Source organism: Proteus sp. G2675, from assembly GCF_963886535.1.
GTDB classification, from domain to species: domain Bacteria; phylum Pseudomonadota; class Gammaproteobacteria; order Enterobacterales; family Enterobacteriaceae; genus Proteus; species Proteus mirabilis.
Map to the genome: position 1 here is coordinate 118,107 of NZ_CAWPCB010000027.1, position 19,601 is coordinate 137,707.

The following is a 19,601-nucleotide window of genomic DNA, read 5'->3' on the forward strand; positions in this document are numbered from 1 at the left end:
ATTTTAAAGGTGATGGGTTTAGACAAATTGTGTACTTTAAGTAATATTTTACATAAAGTAAAAAAATAGACGCTATTTTCTAGCAACTTACGCTTTGATAAATTATCTTTTTTTAGATAAACTCTCTTGTGTTGTTTAGGTTTAAAAATTGACACATCTGTTAAATATTTCTTACTAAATGATGAGATATTACGAATATTTCAAAATGTTGAGCTATATTTTAAAACATTTGAATTCTTTGATTTGAGACATATTATTATTTTTTCATTCAGGTAGATTAACAGTGACTGTAAAGTTATTTGCTTGTTATCGTTCAGTACTACTGAAAGCAATCATATCTATTTTGTCTGCGCTTCGGATAGATAATGCGATTGCTAGGGATAAGCAGTGAACAGTAGATTGTGTTAATAATGAAATTTATTTTGGATCTGTGATTGGTAAGTAGTTATAACTACTCATTTTAGGTCTAAAACCTGATAGTGGTTTTTTCATTTCTCCCGTCTTTGTTTTCTGTTTTTCCCTCTCTTTTCTTATTCTTGAATACCTTTCTTTATTTTTTCTATTAATAGCTCTATAACGCAAATTATTTTCTATCTAATTTATTATAATTAACTAAGTTATCAAGCGTTATAACCGTTGAATATGTAGAATAAAAACTACTAAATAATCATTTAACGAGTATTTTATCACACTAAAAAATAAAGTGTGTTTTAGGAGCGATTATGAAAAAGGCCATTATCCTTTCGGTATCATTAGCCACATTATTTCTTGCTGGTTGCACTGCAGATGGAAAAATCAAAACCTCTCAACTGACACCCGTTAACTGTGTCGGCGTATTTAATAAAACTAATGAACAAGTCAGCTTTACGGCAAAAGATGTTGATCAGCGCTTATACAGCCCAGATAAGCCAATAGACAGTGTTGATGGTTGGATTGATGTTAAAGATGTTTCTGGTCTTCTCTGTGAGGATGTGATCACGGCTAATGAAGACTAGTGATATTAGCATCAAGGCATGGTTTATTGTTAGTTAAGATAGTAACGGTTAATCAACTCGCTATTAAGTTTCTATCTATTAAGCTTCTATAATGAAAAACCGATGGTGATTTCACCATCGGTTTTTTTAGATAAATATAATGGCTTAATTACATTCTATCGACAGTTTCAATACCTAAAGTCTCTAAGCCTTGCTTTAAGGTTCTTGCTGTTAAACGTGCTAGCTTAAGACGGCTTTGGCGTACATTGTCATCTTCGGCCGATAGAATAGGGCAGTTCTCGTAAAAACCTGAGAAGGACTGCGCTAAATCATATAAGTATGCACACATCACATGAGGTGTACCTTCACGTGCAACCTGCGTGATAGTCTCGTCAAACTGTACTAAACGTAGTGCCAGTTGTTTTTCATGAGGCTGTGTTAATGAGATAGGCTGGGTTAATGCGCTTTCATCTATTTCTGCACGTTTAAAGATAGAGGCAACACGAGTATAGGCATATTGCATATAAGGTGCAGTATTACCTTCAAAACTTAACATCAGATCCCAATCGAAAATATAATCGGTGGTTCTGTTTTTTGATAAATCTGCGTATTTAACAGCACCAATGCCCACTACACGAGCAATATTATTTAATTCCTCTTCATCCATATCAGGATTTTTTTCGCGAATTAATGTTAATGCTCTTTCATGAGCCTCATCGAGTAAGTCAGTTAAACGTACTGTGCCACCCGAGCGCGTTTTAAATGGACGTCCATCTTTACCTAACATCATGCCAAACATATGGTGTTCGAGTGACATACTATCAGGAATATAGCCTGCTTTACGGACAATAGTCCAAGCTTGCATTAAATGCTGATGTTGACGTGAGTCGATGTAATATAATACGCGGTTTGCATGTAATTGTTCATGGCGATATTTAGCACAGGCAATATCCGTTGTTGTATAAAGGTAACCACCATCTTTTTTCTGGATAATGACTCCCATTGGTTCGCCTTCCTTGTTTTTATATTCATCAAGGAAAACAACAGTAGCGCCTTCACTTTCAACAGCAAGACCTTTTGCTTTAAGATCAGCAACAATACCCGGCAACATTGGGTTATAAAGACTTTCACCCATAATATCATCTTCGGTTAAAGTGACATTAAGGCGTTGATAAGTTAGCTGATTTTGTTGCATTGTGATATCGACAAGCTTGCGCCACATAGTACGGCAGTATTCATCACCACCTTGTAGTCTAACGACATAATTACGGGCACGTTCAGCGAATACTTCATCTTCGTCATAACATTTCTTAGCTTCACGGTAAAACTCTTCGAGATCCGCTAATGCCATATCTGCGGCATTTTCATTTTGCTTTTTCTCTAAATAAGCAATCAGCATACCGAATTGCGTACCCCAATCACCAAGGTGATTAGCGCGAATAACATTATGACCTAAAAAAGAGAGAGTACGTGCGCTGGCATCACCAATAATGGTTGAACGCAAGTGACCCACATGCATTTGCTTTGCAACGTTAGGTGATGAGTAGTCAATCACAATCGTTTCAGGGGTTACCTTGGTAATATTAAGGTGCTCATCCGCTAATGCGAATTCGGCTTGTTGTGCAACCCAAACGGGTGATAAGAAGATATTGATAAAACCAGGGCCTGCTATTTCAACTTTATCTGCAATATCTGTGATATCAAGGTGTTCCAGAATTTTTTCTGCGAGTTGTCGGGGTGGGATACCCATTTTTTTTGCCGCTCCCATGACACCATTCGCCTGATAGTCACCAAATTGCACTTTAGCTGACTGACGGACAAGTGGTTCGCTATCAGCAGGGGCGCCAGCAGCGCTCATCGCCATACTGATTTTTTCTGAAAGAAAAGCCTGAATATTCACCGGGTTACCTTAAATTATTGAGAAAATAAAACCTGACGACATTAGCCAGACAGGTTTTTATAAAGAATATGAATTTAACCTTGAATTTATAACATATTCTAGCTAGAACATGCTACTATCTGCGCCTTATCTTTAAGGGTTTTTCTCTGTTTTTTCTCTTAGGTTACTTATCATGGTGCTTTTTTCCGCAATTCCTTTCTTAAATAACTTAACGCAAGAGCTTCCTCTATTTGCAAAAAATTTAACTCTACTGGCGAATAAACTATCCCTCGACCTTGATGCTTATCAAACCGATCATATATCGTTACGTTGTCACGATTTGGCGTTAGCTGAACAGTGGCGTAATGGCTTAAGTCAATGTGGCGAGTGTATTTCAGATAATATGATTAATGGGCGACCTATTTATCTCTTTAAGCTAGCCTCACCTTTAACACTGTTAGGCCAGCAAATATCTATTGTTGAGTTACCTTATCCAACAGATAAAAAATACCAATATCAAGGTTGGGAACATATTGAACAGGTAATAAATGTTGCTCCTGAAAAATTAGTTGAAAAGGTGATGACATTATTACCCCATCCTTTACCTGAAGGGATTAAAATTAAAATAAGTGAACCTAAAGCTGAAAAAGAACGTTTACCTAATCCAACCGTTGCCATAACCGATGGTATCGTTACCATAAAGTATCACCCATATTCCTTACTGAAAATTGTAGAAAGTGAGTGTTGAACAACATTTTTAGAAAATAAATTGCTTGTATCAGCACAAAATTCTGATATTGGAATTGAATGAGTAACGATATTCGACAACTATTATTAACAATTACTGATAGTAGTTGCTGAGAAATATCGTTATTTTCTAATTGCTTTCTGTATTAAGGATAGAGAGGGGTGGTATGGCAAAACTGGAGATTTGCTGCTTTGGTGCAGAATGCGCACTGATCGCAGAACGTTCGGGGGCTGATAGAATTGAGCTGTGTACAAGCCCGTCAGAAGGGGGTGTAACACCGAGTTATGGAATATTAAAACAAGTCATAGATCTCGTTCGTATCCCCGTTCATCCTATTATTCGTCCGCGTGGTGGTGATTTTTGTTATAGCCAAGCCGATTTTGCTGCGATGAAAAACGATATCAGTATGATCCGTGATATGGGTTTTTCCGGTGCTGTGGTTGGTATATTAAATGAAGAAGGTCACATTGATTTACCTAAAATGGCGATTTTGATGGAATTAGCAGGGCCTTTAGCCATTACGTTTCATCGCGCTTTTGATATGTGTATTAATCCATTGCTAGCGTTAGATCAGCTGACTCAATTAGGTGTTGCTCGTATTTTAACTTCAGGTCAGCAAGCTAATGCTGAATTAGGCTTACCTCTATTAAGAACACTGAATGAAAAAACCCAAGGGCCGATTATCATGGCGGGGGCGGGAGTTCGTTTAAGTAATATTCAGAAATTTTTAGACTCGGGATTACAAGAGATCCATAGCTCAGCGGGCAAACAAGCACCCTCGACAATGAATTATCGTAAAGCGGGGGTCACCATGAGTTCAGACAGCGAAGTGGATGAATTTACCCATTATTGTGTGGATGAAGATGTGGTGGGGGCAATGAAGGATATTATGAGTATTTATACAACATCTGTTAATTAATATAATCTTTTATAAATCGAAAGGGAGTGATAGTGTTTCACTCCCTTTATTAAATTTATTGACCAATAGCTAGATTATTAATAGCCAGACCAATCCAAGATGGAACGGGGCGATGTTTTCCGTCAGGTTGTGTTATCAAAGAGCACCACAAACCTGCTTCGTTACAAGATGAATCAGGCCTTGTATCACCTCTTACTGTGAATTCATCTGCCTTTAAAGCCAGCGCAGCTGAGCCACCGCCATCTAACTCCATAGATTGCGCAATGCTAAGGCCATAATATAAATGATGCAGATCATTGCGGCTTATTCCCTCTCTATAACTACCACCTTGGAAAATATAAATAAGGCTATTGTTATCATCAGCACCCATTGCGAGTCGGGTTGTCTCTGAATCGCCAGAATCAGGGGTAGGGAGTGGTGTTAATCCGCGAACAGGTAAACCGGAGCCTGATATAGCAATAAAGTGATATCCTGATAAAGAGAGTTCATTGGCATACAGTTCAATCGCAGGATCAGATACTTTTTTGCTATAGTAGATATCTATCCTAGATGTTTGATCTAACACCCAAAACAGTGCATCTAATGCGATTTGCTCATTATTGTTATTGATAAAGTAATTAGGCCCTGCAAAAAACTGATTGGGCTCGTTATGAGTACCATGAGTGGGCCCTTGCGCGATATTATCGTAATATATCCCTAATGGCACTGAGCAAAGATTACTCTGCCAAGTGGTGTTATTGAGTTGAGGACGAACATCAAAATAGTTTGCATTTAAAGCCACTAACGGTTTATCTAGTTTGTTCCATGCCTGTTCTGGGGTATAAAGCTCCGCTGTCTGTGAAGTGCCATCCTGTGTTTTAGCATTTGTATTACCTTCGCAGCGGGCTGCCTCGCCTTGATGAGTATCACCTAATAGATGAGGAATAAGGTATTTTTCTTTTTCATGGATCCTAGGAATAATCAGTAGATTGCCGTTATTGGCTAATGTATAGGTTCCTGAGCCTGCATTCATTGGTATTTCATAATGACCACCAAAAACGATATGACTTGGTTTTCCTGTTGTTAATGTTTCTGATTTTGCGTTCTCAATGAGAGAAAGCATTGCATTATAGGTTATATGAGATTCGATATAAGCCTCGCCATTACGAGCATTATCCCCTGTTATCTGAAATGAACCTACTGCTTTACCATGCTCCCTAAAAATAAGCCATATCTGTTTTATATCTACGTTATAATCTCCCGAACGCACTGCGCTAAACTGCAATCTCTGCACATGTTCATCTATGTTATTAATATTTTCTGTTGATCTTATTTCTTGTGTTTTCCCTGTTAATTTATGAGTGGCATTGGCGATAATATCAATAGTTATCCCATCGTATTTCGCCCCTTTAAAGGATATCTTGTGTAGATAAACATCGATAAATAATGGTCTTAGATCTTTTCTATCACAAATATCAGTACTTAACTTTAAACTGACCGATTTATTATTGATATTTCGATTAGACATATTCACTTCTTTTCTTCCCCAGCAATTCCATTTTGCTGCTGGCGCGGGACTATTATCTTGCTTTGATGGCACAGTGGCAGAGAAGGCAGGAAATATACTGCACCCTATAATAATGGCTAATAAATAATGTTTTAACATAAAGTTTTCTCCATTTGGCTAACAATAATTTGATAAAAATTAAAATAGATCCTCATTAATAATGAATAAGTTAAAGATTAAAGTTAGCAAATGTTTTACTGCTTTTTATATTATAAAATTCCTCACAGTGGAGAATAATATTGAAATAGTGTTTATTGAGTTAAGTTTTATAATTAACAGACTGTTAAAAATAAATATCCAAAAAATAAAATAAAACAATAGAAACTGCTAATAATATTTATCGTTAAGATTAAAAATAAAAAGATTATTAGTAGTAAAGACGCTAAAATTTTTTATTGCTTCTAGCGTCTATACTGTTTTAACGTGGGGGCTAATTAGTTTGGTATGTTGCTATTAGAGTAATAATGTATTTGTTATACCACATTGTTTAACAAAATCTTCATCGTGAGAGATTAATAATAATGTTCCTTGATATTGAAATAATAAATTTTCCAATAACTGTTTAGAGTCTAAATCTAAATAATTATCTGGTTCATCTAATAATAAAACGGCAGGGGGTTGAGGACTATAAATTAATGCTAATAGTGTTGCTTTTAATTGCTCACCGCCACTGAGTGTTTCTAAAGGAAATAAAGACTTGTTACCTCGAATACGTAACATACCCAGTTTTGTGCGCCACTGCTCAATGGTCATTAATGGCTGGTATTGATATAACGCTTCAGCAACGGGTAATGATTTATCTAATAAAGTTAAATGTTGATCAAGATAGCAATAATTTGGGTTGAGACGATATTCGCCGGATAACGGGGATAGCTTGCCCATTAAACATTTTAATAAGGTTGACTTACCGCTGCCATTTTTACCTTGTATATGCCAATGTTCACCACCATAAGCGGAAAAGGAGTAGGGAGTTTGCTTGCTAAAAGGTAAAACAAGCTCTGTGGCAAATACATTTAACCGATGGCCATCGCCTTGATAGTTTAATATTAATTTTTGCTGATGAATATGAGTTAACTCCTGTTCTAACTGTTGTTTTTGTGACTGCATATCATCCATAACGCGCTGATGTCGTTTAGCTATTGATGACTGTTTTTTCTCAGCTCGATTGGTTTGCATATCAAGAAGTAACAGTGATTGAGAGCCGCTGTTTCTTATCTTTTCACCTTGTTTACGTCGCTGTAATGCTTTTTGTAATGTTACATGTTGTTGGCGTTTTTCCTGTTTTATTTGACTATTGATACGCTCATTTGCAGCTTCGATTGAGGCTATTTGCGCATTTTTTTGTGTTTCATAAAGCGAATAACTACCGCCATATTCTTGTAAGCCTTTTTCACTCAGTTCAAATATATTTTCAGCATAAGATAATAAATGTCGATTATGGCTAATAAATAATACACCTGATTTATGATGCATTAATTGTTCAACGAGCCATTGCTGACCTTGATGATCGAGATGGTTATCTGGTTCATCTAATAATAGAAAATGATCGTCATGTAAAAAAGCCTGACATAATGCTAAACGCGTTTGCTCACCACCACTTAAGTGGGGAATAGGTGTATCAAGTGAAACCGGCAGTTGTGCTGAATGAAGTAAATTTTGCCAAGTCATGGGCAAATGCCACTTATCTTCAAGTAACTCAAAATCTTCTAATGAAGCACTGCCGTTATCAACCCGCTTAAATGCTTGAAAAAAAGTATCTATACCTAAAGCATCAGCAATGGTGTTACCTGTTAGGCGAGTAAGCTGATCGACATGAATAAAAGGCATACGCCACATGATATGGCCTGATGAAGGCAATAGTTTTTGTGCTAACAATTTTAACAGCACCGATTTTCCTTTACCGTTCTGACCAATTAAAGCATTTCTTTGGCAAGCCAGTGAATGAGTCAGCGGTGGGAAAAGCGCTTCTTGATTGAATTCAATATTAAGCTGAGAAAATTGACAGGCGATCGTCATAATTAAGCCTCCTAAAAAATAGGTGGCAGACAGCAATGATCTTAATTGAGTTTATAGAGCAATAAACGAGTGTCTGCCAGTAACAGAAAATGGATACCAAAACGGTATTGAGAGAATTTTCTGGCAGAATTTAGTTCATTGTAGGGAAGTACCTCTTGGAGAGAAAAAAGATAAAATCATGAAGAATTATAATGACAAAAAAACCTTAATCAATACTCATATAAAATTTATTGTTTATAGACACGGGGATTTTATATAAACAGAAAATAAAACCAACAGGTTATAAAAAGGGTATTATTGATAAATACCCTTTTTATAGAAATGACTCGTGGTTAATTAAGGTTTAGTCGCAATTAAAATTGCCCGTTTAGGAGCTGGATAGCCTTCAACGGTTTTGGTGTGATCGAGAGGATCTAAGAATGCTTCTAATGAATCAGTCACCATCCAATCCGTTTTACGTTGTTCTTCGAGTGATGTGACATTTTCATCAACAATGCGTACATCTTTAAAACCGCATTTTTCTAACCATACTTTAAGCATTTTGGCTGACGGTATAAAGTACACATTACGCATCTGTGCATAACGCTCACCAGGAATTAAACATTGGAACTCATCACCATCAATCACAAGACTCTCTAATACTAATTCACCACCAGAAACGAGCTGATTTTTCAATTGCCAAAGATGATCAAGTGGTGAACGACGGTGGTAAAGAACCCCCATTGAAAATACCGTATCAAAAGCATTTAGTTCTGGCATTTGTTCAATGCCGACAGGAATTAAATGGGCACGCTGATCGTTACCTAATAATTTTCTGACGGCTTCAAATTGGCATAAAAAGAGCTGAGTGGGATCGATACCGACAACAAAATCAGCCCCTTCACCAAGCATCCGCCACATATGATAACCACTGCCACAACCAACATCTAAAACTAATCGGCCTTTAAGAGGCGAAAGATGGGGCAATACGCGATCCCATTTCCAATCTGAACGCCATTCAGTATCAATATTGACACCATAAAGAGAAAAAGGGCCTTTGCGCCATGGCATTAACGCTTTTAGAATATTCGTTAAACCAAGTTGTTCACCGGTACTTAATGCTGGGGTTTTATTGGCGATAACACCTTGCTTTAAATTAAGTTCAGTGGGCGTAATCTCAGGTAAGTTTTCCAGCATTCTTTCCCATGAAGCAAAATGGCCATGTAAAGCATGGGCGCGCCATTCTGATAATTGTGCCGGCAGCGTATCAAGCCAATGAAATAACCGTTCATCTTGCGCAATATGTTGATAAAATGAGCTAAAATTTATCATGATTATTCGCCTTTAATGGCTAACAGAGAGCCAAAATTAAAACATTGGAACCAAACTTCAGCATGAGGAAAACCTGCTTGATGTAAGCGTGATTTATGTGTTTCAACAGGATCAGTGAGCATCACATTTTCTAACATACTACGTTTTTGACTAATCTCTAATTCACTGTAGCCATTAGCACGTTTAAAGTCGTGGTGCATATTAAACAGTAATTCACCAATTTGTTTATCTTGAAAACTGAATTTTTCTGATAACACTAAAACCCCACCAGGATTTAACCCTTGGTAAATTCGATTTAATAATCTTTGGCGATTATCAGGGGCTAAAAATTGTAAGGTGAAATTAAGGACAACCATTGAGGCATTATTAATGTCAATATCAAGGATATCGCCTTCAATAATTTCAACGGGTGTTGCTGCTTTATAAGCATCAATATGACGTTGACAACGCTCAACCATCGCAGGTGAATTATCAACACCAATAATTTTACATCCCGCTACATCGATATTACGACGCATAGAAAGGGTAGCAGCACCTAACGAACATCCTAAGTCATAAACTTGGCTATGAGGGGTGACAAAACGACCCGCTAACATGCCTATCATGGAAATAATATTGGAGTAACCGGGCACTGAGCGTTTGATCATATCAGGGAACACTTCAGCGACTTTTTCATCAAAGCGCCAGTCACCAAGATTAGCAATAGGTGTCGCAAATAAGTTGTCTTGTGGTGCTGATTTTGAATTAGACATAACTAAAATAGACTTAAAGAATAAAAGAAGCGGGTATTCTACCAGAAGCGACGTTGCTCACAAAGTTGCATTATTTAGAAATAAATTAGAAAAACAGGTAAACCTTTTCGATACCTTGCCGTTATTAGACTCAACAGCAAGGATGTCTATTGTGATCATGGATGATCATATTTTCCTTGTGGTATTAATAGTAGAAGGAAAAAATTTGTATCCAAGGAAGGAAGTAAATATTAGCAAGGATCATTAAGACCATTGATAAATAGGTTGCGGCCATACCAGAGCGACGCCAGCGTATCTCGCGGTGTTTCAACCCGTAAGAGTGAAGAAGACGACCGGCTATTAAAATGGAACCACAAATATGTACCATCCAAACAAAGGCGCCATTCATTTCCATGATAAGTAATAAAATCATAGAAATAGGGATGTATTCCACTGCATTACCATGGACGCGAATAGCGGTTTGTAACTCATAAAAACCACCATCACCGTATGCAACTCGATATTGTGTTCTAAGTTTTACAACATTTAGGGACAATTTAATCAATAATAGTGCGCCCAATACGATATAAAGCGAGCTAACCATCTTTTCTCCATTGCCAAAACTAAAAAAACGGCGAATTTAATGATAAACCTCAAAGCGATTTATGTCGCTATAAATAATTATTATTAATTAATTATTTGGGGATTAGCAAATCCTTGAAAAGATGTATCATATAATCTAGGTCTATACTCTTATCGTCGGGAAGAATTTTCGTTATAATGTCTGCCTTTTTTTTGACACTACTCGAAAAAGACTATTGCCAAAATTTCCGCAGCAGAAAGCACAACAAGCTGAGTAAAAGGATATTGTATGCGTACTAATTATTGTGGGCAGTTGAATAGCGCCCATGTGGGCCAAAAAGTGACTCTTTGTGGTTGGGTTAACCGCCGCCGTGACTTAGGTGGACTTATCTTTATTGATATGCGAGATCGTGAAGGTATCGTTCAGGTCTTTTTTGACCCAGAGCAGAAAGAGGCATTTTCACAGGCTTCAGAACTGCGTAATGAATTTTGTATTCAAGTCACAGGAACAGTACGTGCTCGCCCTGATAGCCAAGTTAATAAAAATATGGCAACAGGTGAAATTGAACTAGCGGCAGAATCGCTGTCTATTTTTAACCGTTCTGAAGCGCTACCTTTAGATAGCAACCAAACGAATACAGAAGAGCGTCGTTTAACTTATCGTTATTTAGATTTACGTCGCCCTGAAATGTCACAACGCCTAAAAACTCGTGCGAAAATCACAAGTTTTGTTCGTCGCTTTATGGATGGTGAAGGGTTCCTTGATGTAGAAACGCCAATGCTAACTAAAGCAACGCCAGAAGGTGCGCGTGACTATTTAGTACCAAGTCGTGTTCATAAAGGTAAATTCTACGCATTACCTCAATCACCACAGCTTTTCAAACAGCTGTTAATGATGTCTGGTTTTGATCGCTATTATCAAATCGTAAAATGTTTCCGTGATGAAGATTTACGTGCTGATCGCCAACCTGAATTTACCCAAATCGATGTTGAAACCTCTTTCATGACCGCAGAACAAGTGCGTGAAGTGATGGAGCGCATGATCCACGCATTGTGGCTAGATATCCTGAATGTTGATTTAGGGGCATTCCCTGTCATGACCTTTGCTGAGGCTATGCGTCGTTACGGCTCTGATAAACCAGACCTACGTAACCCAATGGAACTCATCGATATTGCTGATTTAGTGAAAAATGTTGAGTTTAGCGTCTTTGCACAAGCGGCTAATGATGAAAAATGTCGTGTTATCGCGTTACGTGTACCGGGTGGTGCATCGTTAACTCGTAAAAATATCGACGAATATACTCAATTTGTCAGTATTTATGGTGCCAAAGGCCTAGCGTGGATGAAAGTCAACGAAAAGGCAAAAGGTATCGAAGGGGTACAAAGCCCTATTGCTAAATTCCTGACTAATGATGTGGTTAACAGCATCTTAGCGGCAACAAATGCAACAGATGGCGACTTAATTTTCTTTGGTGCGGGTCGTCAAGGTACCATGAGTGATGCTATGGGAGCGTTGCGCCTGAAAGTCGGTCGTGATCTGGAATTAACTGATCTTAACGCATGGAAACCACTGTGGGTTATTGATTTCCCAATGTTTGAAGAAGATGAAGATACCGGCAGCCTAAGTGCAATGCACCATCCATTTACTTCACCAAAAGATCTCACACCGGCAGAGCTAACCGCACATCCTGTAGGCGCTGTAGCTAATGCCTATGATATGGTTATTAACGGTTATGAAGTTGGTGGTGGCTCAGTGCGTATCCATCGTAATGAAATGCAACAAGCGGTATTTAGCATTTTAGGTATTACTCCGGATGAGCAACGTGAGAAATTCGGTTTCTTATTAGATGCTCTGAAATTTGGTACACCACCGCATGCCGGGTTAGCATTTGGTTTAGACCGCTTAGTGATGTTATTAACAGGAACAGATAATATCCGTGATGTTATTGCGTTCCCGAAAACCACGGCAGCGGCTTGCTTAATGACCAATGCACCAAGTTTTGCAAATGAAGACGCGTTAAAAGAGCTGGCTATTCAAGTGACAGAAAAAGAAGTTAGCACAGATAACGAGTAAATGATGAAATATAAGCACCCAGTATGTGTTTTAGTTGTTATCTATGCCAAACAGACTAAGCGGGTGCTTATGCTGAAGCGTCGAGATGATCCTGATTTCTGGCAATCTGTGACAGGGAGCCTTGAAGAGGGCGAAACACCTTATCAGGCCGCATTACGAGAAGTGCAGGAAGAAGTAGGAATTGATATCATAAAAGAAAATCTTGAGCTGGTGGATTGCCATCGTTCAATTATTTTTGAGATATTCGCACACTTTCGCCATCGTTATGCGCCTAATGTGACACATTGTCAGGAACATTGGTTTATGTTAGCACTTCCCTCTGAACGGGAAATTGAACTGACTGAGCATACGCAATACCAATGGTTAGATGCGCCACTGGCGGCAAAATTAACTAAGTCAGCCAGCAATCAGCAAGCGATTGAAGAATTTGTTATTTAATTATTAGACCACGTTTGGAGATATTTTCATGGCAGGTCATAGTAAATGGGCCAATACTAAACACCGTAAAGCAGCGCAAGATGCGAAACGCGGTAAGATTTTCACTAAAATTATTCGTGAATTAGTTACAGCAGCACGTTTAGGTGGTGGTGATCCTGCAACTAACCCACGTCTACGTGCGGCAGTTGATAAAGCATTATCTAACAACATGACTCGTGACACACTAAACCGCGCAATTGCTCGCGGTGCGGGAAATGATGAAAACGATAATATGGAAACCATCATTTATGAAGGCTACGGCCCTGGTGGTACTGCTGTTATGGTTGAATGTTTAAGTGATAATCGTAACCGTACTGTTTCCGATGTTCGCCATGCCTTCACCAAAACAGGTGGTAACTTAGGAACGGACGGTTCGGTATCTTATCTCTTTACCAAAAAAGGTGTTATCTCTTATGCACCGGGTGTTGACGAAGATGCCGTCATGGAAGCCGCACTAGAAGCGGGTGCAGAAGACGTTGAAACTTATGATGATGGTGCTATTGACGTTTACACAACCCCTGAAGCTTTCGGTGAAGTAAAAGATGCCATGGATGCTGCGGGTTTTGTCGCTGAATCAGCGGAAGTTTCCATGATCCCATCAACAAAAGCAGAGCTTGATATTGATACCGCACCAAAATTAATGCGCCTTATCGATATGCTAGAAGATAGCGACGATGTGCAAGAAGTGTATCACAACGGTGATATCTCTGATGAAGTTGCAAAACAACTGGAAGATATTCTGTAATTGGTATCACGATAACGGCCAATAGTGGTGTTTTACACTGCGTTGAATAGTGCGAAGAGAAGAGCAGAGCAAGCGTATTTGCTCTTTTCTCTCGCCATCGACCTTATCCGCCATAGGAATTGTTATGGCTATTATTTTAGGTATTGACCCTGGCTCTCGTGTCACGGGATATGGCGTAATTCGCCAACAAGGGCGACAACTTATCTATTTAGGAAGCGGATGTATTCGTACACAGGTTCCTGATCTACCAAGCCGACTGAAACGCATTTATGCGGGAGTCAGTGAAATCATCACTCAATTTTCACCCGATGTATTTTCTGTTGAACAAGTCTTTATGGCAAAAAATGCAGACTCGGCATTAAAATTAGGCCAAGCAAGAGGTGTGGCGATTTTAGCGGCAGTCAATAATGATCTTCCCGTATTTGAATATGCGGCACGTCAAGTAAAACAGAGTGTGGTAGGAACAGGGGGAGCCGATAAAAGCCAAGTACAACATATGGTACGCTCAATCTTAAAACTATCTGCAGCGCCACAGGCAGATGCTGCCGATGCGCTAGCGATTGCGATTACACACTGTCACTTTAATCAAAATTTATTGCGTGTAGGTGATCCGCGTCTTGTTTTAACGCGAGGAAGGTTAAGATAGGCTATCTGTTGGTAAAACAGATTAGTTTTTCGCAGGCTGGATATACGTCCAGCTTTTTTTATGTTATAAATTTGGCGTCAATATTTTTGCGGAGGCGTTAGGGTGATAGGACGTATTAGAGGCGTTATTCTTGAAAAACAGCCACCAGTGGTGCTGATCGAAGCGGGTAATGGGGTGGGTTATGAAATAAATATGCCTATGACCTGTTTTTATGAGTTACCTGATATTGGTCAAGAGGCGATTATCTACACACAATTTATTGTTCGTGAAGATGCGCAATTACTATATGGTTTTAATCAAAAACAAGAACGGGCATTGTTTCGTGAATTGATAAAAGTCAATGGTGTAGGGCCTAAGCTAGCACTGGCTATTTTATCAGGAATGTCTGCACGCCAATTTGTCACCGCAATTGAAAATGAATCCATCTCCTCATTAGTTAAATTACCGGGAGTCGGTAAAAAAACCGCAGAACGATTAGTGGTTGAAATGAAAGATCGCTTCAAAGGGCTTAATGGCGATCTATTTGAACAAAACGGCGATATTGAGCTACCTGCCAGTGCATCATCGAAAGCGCCATCTGCTGCAGATATTGAAGCAGAAGCTTCCGCTGCCTTAATTGCCTTAGGTTATAAACCACAAGAAGCTGCCAAGATGATTAGTCGGGTAGCAACGGCGGGTGCTGATAGTGAAACACTTATCAAAGAAGCATTACGCGCAGCGATTTAGGAGTAATTGATTGTGATTGAAGCAGATCGCCTGATTTCAGCAGATATACAACAACCTGAAGAAGAAATTATCGATAGGGCTATTCGTCCTAAGCTGCTTGCTGAATATGTGGGACAACCACAAGTTCGTGAACAGATGGAAATCTTTATTCAGGCGGCTAAACTACGTCATGATGCCTTAGATCACTTACTTATCTTTGGTCCGCCGGGGCTTGGTAAAACCACGCTGGCTAATATTATTGCCAATGAGATGGGTGTTAATTTACGTACAACCTCAGGGCCTGTATTAGAGAAAGCCGGCGATCTTGCCGCTATGCTAACCAATCTTGAGCCTCATGATGTACTGTTTATTGATGAAATTCATCGACTCTCGCCCGTTGTTGAAGAAATACTCTATCCGGCAATGGAAGATTATCAACTTGATATTATGATTGGTGAAGGGCCGGCAGCACGCTCCATTAAAATCGACTTACCGCCATTTACTTTAGTTGGGGCGACGACCCGAGCGGGATCGTTAACCTCTCCATTACGTGATCGTTTTGGTATTGTACAACGCCTTGAATTCTATAATGTCGATGACTTACAGCATATTGTTGCACGTAGTGCCAGCTTTATGGGGTTAGAAATAACCGCAGAAGGGGCGCGACAAATTGCTATGCGTTCACGAGGTACACCGCGTATTACTAACCGCTTATTACGCCGAGTAAGAGACTTTGCTCAAGTCAAAGGTAATGGCGAAATTGATGAAGATATCGCGTCTAAAGCACTCGATATGCTTAATGTTGATGCTGCCGGTTTTGACTATCTTGACCGAAAACTGCTCTTTGCCATTATTGATAAATTTATGGGTGGCCCCGTAGGGCTTGATAATCTTGCGGCAGCTATTGGTGAAGAGCGTGAAACTATCGAAGATGTATTAGAGCCTTATTTAATTCAGCAAGGTTTTATTCAACGCACCCCCCGTGGTCGGGTAGCCACAAATCATGCTTATCGTCACTTTAATCGCATTATGGAAGCACCGTGATCTGATAAAGTGCTTTGGATATCATTGGGCGATGGTGTTTAATTTCGCCCAATCATTCAATTATTTTGCCTTCCTCTATTCTCATTCTCAATATATCTCATCTCTATATTTACACCTTATTATATAAAAATAATTTTTTAATTTATAACTATCGTTAACATAATAACAATAGAAACTCAGACGATTAAATTAAAACTTCGCTATCTATCAATCGTTATTTTTCCTACTCGTTCATTGAATTTATTTATTATTAACGCCCATAAAATGAGTATTGGTACGTAAAAATAAGACCGAAATATACGCATATTGAGTGTGTTAAATAAAAATAGTGGCTTAATTAGCATGATATTTTAATTAAATTAAGCTTAGCAGCTAAATATATTGACCAATTTGGACTGCTCATGGAAAAAGGACAGTATAATTCAATGTAATTGATTTTTAATACTTTAAAATCAATAGATTATATGCGCTATTTTTGATTTAACATTTCTGTTACAAAATATATTTTTATGTACATAGTGTTTCTTGGGTTGCGAGCAATTTGTCTATTTATTCATCATATTTTATGCTAATAAACACTTTTTATGACTGTTTTTACAGCATGATATAGCGATATTTCAACCAGTTTACGCTAAGTGACTTATCCTAGAGAGATACAAAAAAAACGGGCTGTTTACAGCATATTGATAAGATTTTATTATCCTTTACCGAAGTCTTACCGTGCGCACTGGCTAAGATGACAGACATGACTAACGGATTGTTTTTAAGACAATCATTTAATTTAATTTGTCGTTTTTGATAAAAGGATATTGTTATGCCAACTCCTTGCTATATTTCCATTGAAGGAAAAACTCAGGGCAACATCACTGCAGGCGCGTTTACTGCAGATTCTGTCGGCAACATTTATGTACAAGGTCATGAAGACCAAATGTTGGTACAAGAATTTTCTCACGTGGTGACGGTTCCGACTGATCCGCAATCAGGTCAACCTTCTGGCCAACGTGCGCATAAACCGTTTCGTTTTACCGTGGCATTAAACAAAGCCGTTCCTCTGCTGTATAACGCATTGGCTTCCGGCGAAATGTTGCCAAAAGTTGAGTTAAAATGGTATCGCACGTCTGTTGAAGGTAAACAAGAGCACTTCTTTACCACCACACTGACTGACGCGACTATCGTGAACATCGATTGCCAAATGCCTCATTGTCAAGATCCGGCTAAAGCCGACTTCACGCAACTTATCGAAGTCTCCCTCTCTTACCGCAAAATTGACTGGGAGCACACTGTTGCTGGAACGTCTGGTGCGGATGACTGGCGTGCGCCTCTCGAAGCGTAATACCGTTATGACGAGTCCTTGGGGGCTCGTCCTTATTTTGTATTGTTCCCTTTTCTTTATCCATTTTTGCATGGAGGCAGATTATGCTTAGCAAAGATCCGAAATCAACGCCCATTGACCCGGCATCCGTTTTAAAAGATGAAGCCATCAATCAAGTGAAAAATAGGGTGCAATCCAAAGTGAACGAAACGCTATCGACACCCACGCAAAAGGTGGCCGGGATGGCCTCAGCAGCGGCCTCGCTCACTCAATCAGCCAGCGTATCGGCCAATCGCGTGACTGCTCATCCCCTGATCCACGGTGGCGGTTTTACCGGTGGACAAACATTCTCTGAAAACCAAGCACTCCAAGCGGCCCATGGGGCGTTACTTGATGCATTAGGCATGGACAGCCTCGAAAGTGGTTTGGTGTTCACTTGCACCATTGGTGGATTGCCTGACGACACCTTTCAAGTCACCGAATTTAATCTTACCGAAGGATTATCCTCGCTATTTTCGCTGTCCATCAGTGCGGTCAGTGCCTTACCCTTTATCGATTTTCAGCGTCATCTTGGCTTAGCCTCATCATTAACGGTCAAACGCGATGGGGTGTTGATCCGCAAAGTCAACGGTATCTTAGCCGGGGCAGTACAAGGCAATACCGACGGAGTGAAAACGTGGTATCACTTCGATATTCGCCCTGAAATGTGGGTGATGACCCTCAATCAAGACAGCCGTATTTTTCAACATCAATCGGTGCCGACCATCTTAAAAACCTTATTGGATGAGGCCCATGTTAAAGCGGATTACCAATTCTACCGTGAAGATCTACACCCTGAACGTCTCTACACCACCCAAAAACGCGAATCGGCATTTGATTTTTGGTGTCGACTGGCGTTTGAAGAGGGCATTAACTTCTGGTTTGAAGAAGAACAACTGTTTTACAGCGATGAACATATGGGGATGACGGCGGGTATTCACCTCACCTATAACCCGCAGGCCGATACCGATATCAGCGATAGCACTGCCATGACTTGGCAATATGGCGAATATTTGTGTGTGGATGAAACTATCCATAAAGACAACAACTTTGTTCGTCCTTCTTATCCGTTGTCTCATGAAAACAAAATTGAGCAGGGGGGACAGCACAGTGTGTTTGAAAGTTATGGTCGTTTTCAATTAGACGATGAAGGTCGACCTCTGACACAGGTGCGCTTTGAGCAATTACGTAACGGCAGCAAAGTGGGGCAAGCGACAACAAACTGTTTTGCACTGATGCCCGGCAAAATCTTCACCTTATCTCAGCATCCCCATCAGCCGATGAATGATCGCTGGCAAGTGATCAGCGTCAGCCATCATGGTGTACAGCCACTGGCGGACAATAGCGGGGGCGAAGGCACACAACTGTCGAATAGCGTCTCCTTTATTCCGGGCACGCAAGAGTGGCGCCCCCCTTATCGTTATAAACCGACGGCGGACGGTGATGAAGTGGCGACGGTGGTGGGGCCACCAGGGGAAGAAATCTACGTCAATGAATATGGCGCCGTGAAAGTGCATTTTCATTGGGATCGTCGGGGAAGTGCCGATCACAGTGCTTCATGCTGGGTGCGGGTTGCCATGGGTTGGAGTGGAAATGGCTATGGTTTTTCTGCGGTACCGCGCATCGGCACACAAGTGCTGGTCAGTTACCTGAATGGGGATATCGACAGACCGATAATTACCGGTTGTACTTATGATGGACGTAACGCACCACCGATTAAGTTCCCAGAGAATAAGACACAAACCACTTTCCGTAGCCAAACCCACAAAGGGGAAGGTTTTAATGAACTGCGTTTTGAAGATGCGGGCGGTAAGCAAGAGGTGTTTCTTCATGCGCAGAAGGATATGAATACC

17 protein-coding genes are annotated in these 19,601 nt (G+C 39.8%); 11 read left to right on the top strand and 6 right to left on the bottom strand.

From position 1 onward, the window contains the following. Window positions 1-722 precede the first annotated feature (722 nt). Entirely contained in the window at window positions 723-995 is a 273-nt protein-coding gene (locus tag AACQ49_RS07225) for a hypothetical protein (protein WP_004247976.1), read from the top strand. 148 nt (window positions 996-1,143) lie between these two features. Here the strand turns inward: AACQ49_RS07225 and argS are convergent, their stop codons facing one another. Further along, a complete protein-coding gene (gene argS / locus AACQ49_RS07230) occupies window positions 1,144-2,874 on the bottom strand; it encodes an arginine--tRNA ligase (RefSeq protein ID WP_004242704.1) in 1,731 nt (576 codons plus the stop codon). A gap of 172 nt (window positions 2,875-3,046) precedes the next feature. Between argS and AACQ49_RS07235 the strand changes: the two genes are divergently transcribed. Together AACQ49_RS07235 and cutC are read left to right on the top strand one after the other, a co-directional pair. Further along, window positions 3,047-3,601 (top strand): VOC family protein, encoded by a 555-nt coding sequence (locus AACQ49_RS07235; protein WP_004242708.1) that lies wholly within the window; start codon window positions 3,047-3,049, stop codon window positions 3,599-3,601. A 166-nt stretch (window positions 3,602-3,767) separates the two neighbouring features. Beyond that, the gene (gene cutC, locus AACQ49_RS07240) at window positions 3,768-4,520 is read left to right on the top strand and encodes a copper homeostasis protein CutC (RefSeq protein WP_004242710.1); all 753 of its coding nucleotides are present in this window, start codon (window positions 3,768-3,770) and stop codon (window positions 4,518-4,520) included. A gap of 55 nt (window positions 4,521-4,575) precedes the next feature. On the opposite strand, the gene AACQ49_RS07245 is transcribed toward cutC, so the two are convergent. From AACQ49_RS07245 to AACQ49_RS07265, 5 genes are all read right to left on the bottom strand, one after another. Next, window positions 4,576-6,165 carry a phosphodiester glycosidase family protein gene (locus AACQ49_RS07245; RefSeq protein WP_004242712.1) on the bottom strand — a complete coding sequence of 530 codons (1,590 nt, stop codon included), beginning with the start codon at window positions 6,163-6,165 and terminating at the stop codon, window positions 4,576-4,578. 354 nt (window positions 6,166-6,519) lie between these two features. Beyond that, window positions 6,520-8,082 carry an ATP-binding cassette domain-containing protein gene (locus AACQ49_RS07250; RefSeq protein ID WP_088207200.1) on the bottom strand — a complete coding sequence of 521 codons (1,563 nt, stop codon included), beginning with the start codon at window positions 8,080-8,082 and terminating at the stop codon, window positions 6,520-6,522. A 336-nt stretch (window positions 8,083-8,418) separates the two neighbouring features. Then, window positions 8,419-9,393 (bottom strand): tRNA 5-methoxyuridine(34)/uridine 5-oxyacetic acid(34) synthase CmoB, encoded by a 975-nt coding sequence (gene cmoB / locus AACQ49_RS07255; RefSeq protein WP_004242717.1) that lies wholly within the window; start codon window positions 9,391-9,393, stop codon window positions 8,419-8,421. A 2-nt stretch (window positions 9,394-9,395) separates the two neighbouring features. Then, window positions 9,396-10,145: a carboxy-S-adenosyl-L-methionine synthase CmoA gene (cmoA, locus tag AACQ49_RS07260; protein ID WP_004242718.1), complete on the bottom strand. Its 750-nt coding sequence runs from the start codon at window positions 10,143-10,145 to the stop codon at window positions 9,396-9,398. A gap of 184 nt (window positions 10,146-10,329) precedes the next feature. After that, entirely contained in the window at window positions 10,330-10,728 is a 399-nt protein-coding gene (locus AACQ49_RS07265; RefSeq protein ID WP_004242719.1) for an MAPEG family protein, read from the bottom strand. A 267-nt stretch (window positions 10,729-10,995) separates the two neighbouring features. Here AACQ49_RS07265 and aspS point away from each other — a divergent pair, with 267 nt between their 5' ends. The 8 genes from aspS to tssI form a co-directional block, all read left to right on the top strand. Next, complete coding sequence (gene aspS / locus AACQ49_RS07270) at window positions 10,996-12,780, top strand: aspartate--tRNA ligase (protein WP_004247980.1); 1,785 nt, start codon at window positions 10,996-10,998, stop codon at window positions 12,778-12,780. A 3-nt stretch (window positions 12,781-12,783) separates the two neighbouring features. Next, window positions 12,784-13,218, top strand: a complete 435-nt coding sequence (gene nudB / locus AACQ49_RS07275) for a dihydroneopterin triphosphate diphosphatase (RefSeq protein ID WP_004247981.1) — start codon at window positions 12,784-12,786, stop codon at window positions 13,216-13,218. Between the two features lie 28 nt (window positions 13,219-13,246). Next, window positions 13,247-14,002, top strand: coding sequence for a YebC/PmpR family DNA-binding transcriptional regulator (locus AACQ49_RS07280; RefSeq protein ID WP_004242729.1), 756 nt, complete (start codon window positions 13,247-13,249; stop codon window positions 14,000-14,002). Window positions 14,003-14,126: 124 nt separating this feature from the next. Next, window positions 14,127-14,648, top strand: a complete 522-nt coding sequence (gene ruvC, locus AACQ49_RS07285) for a crossover junction endodeoxyribonuclease RuvC (RefSeq protein ID WP_004242730.1) — start codon at window positions 14,127-14,129, stop codon at window positions 14,646-14,648. A gap of 102 nt (window positions 14,649-14,750) precedes the next feature. Further along, a complete protein-coding gene (gene ruvA / locus AACQ49_RS07290; RefSeq protein ID WP_004242731.1) occupies window positions 14,751-15,374 on the top strand; it encodes a Holliday junction branch migration protein RuvA in 624 nt (207 codons plus the stop codon). A gap of 12 nt (window positions 15,375-15,386) precedes the next feature. Then, complete coding sequence (gene ruvB, locus AACQ49_RS07295) at window positions 15,387-16,397, top strand: Holliday junction branch migration DNA helicase RuvB (RefSeq protein WP_004242732.1); 1,011 nt, start codon at window positions 15,387-15,389, stop codon at window positions 16,395-16,397. A gap of 814 nt (window positions 16,398-17,211) precedes the next feature. Next, a complete protein-coding gene (locus AACQ49_RS07300) occupies window positions 17,212-17,730 on the top strand; it encodes an Hcp family type VI secretion system effector (RefSeq protein ID WP_004246976.1) in 519 nt (172 codons plus the stop codon). A gap of 83 nt (window positions 17,731-17,813) precedes the next feature. Next, a partial coding sequence (gene tssI, locus AACQ49_RS07305; protein WP_161778961.1) for a type VI secretion system tip protein TssI/VgrG occupies window positions 17,814-19,601 on the top strand: 1,788 nt, incomplete at its 3' end.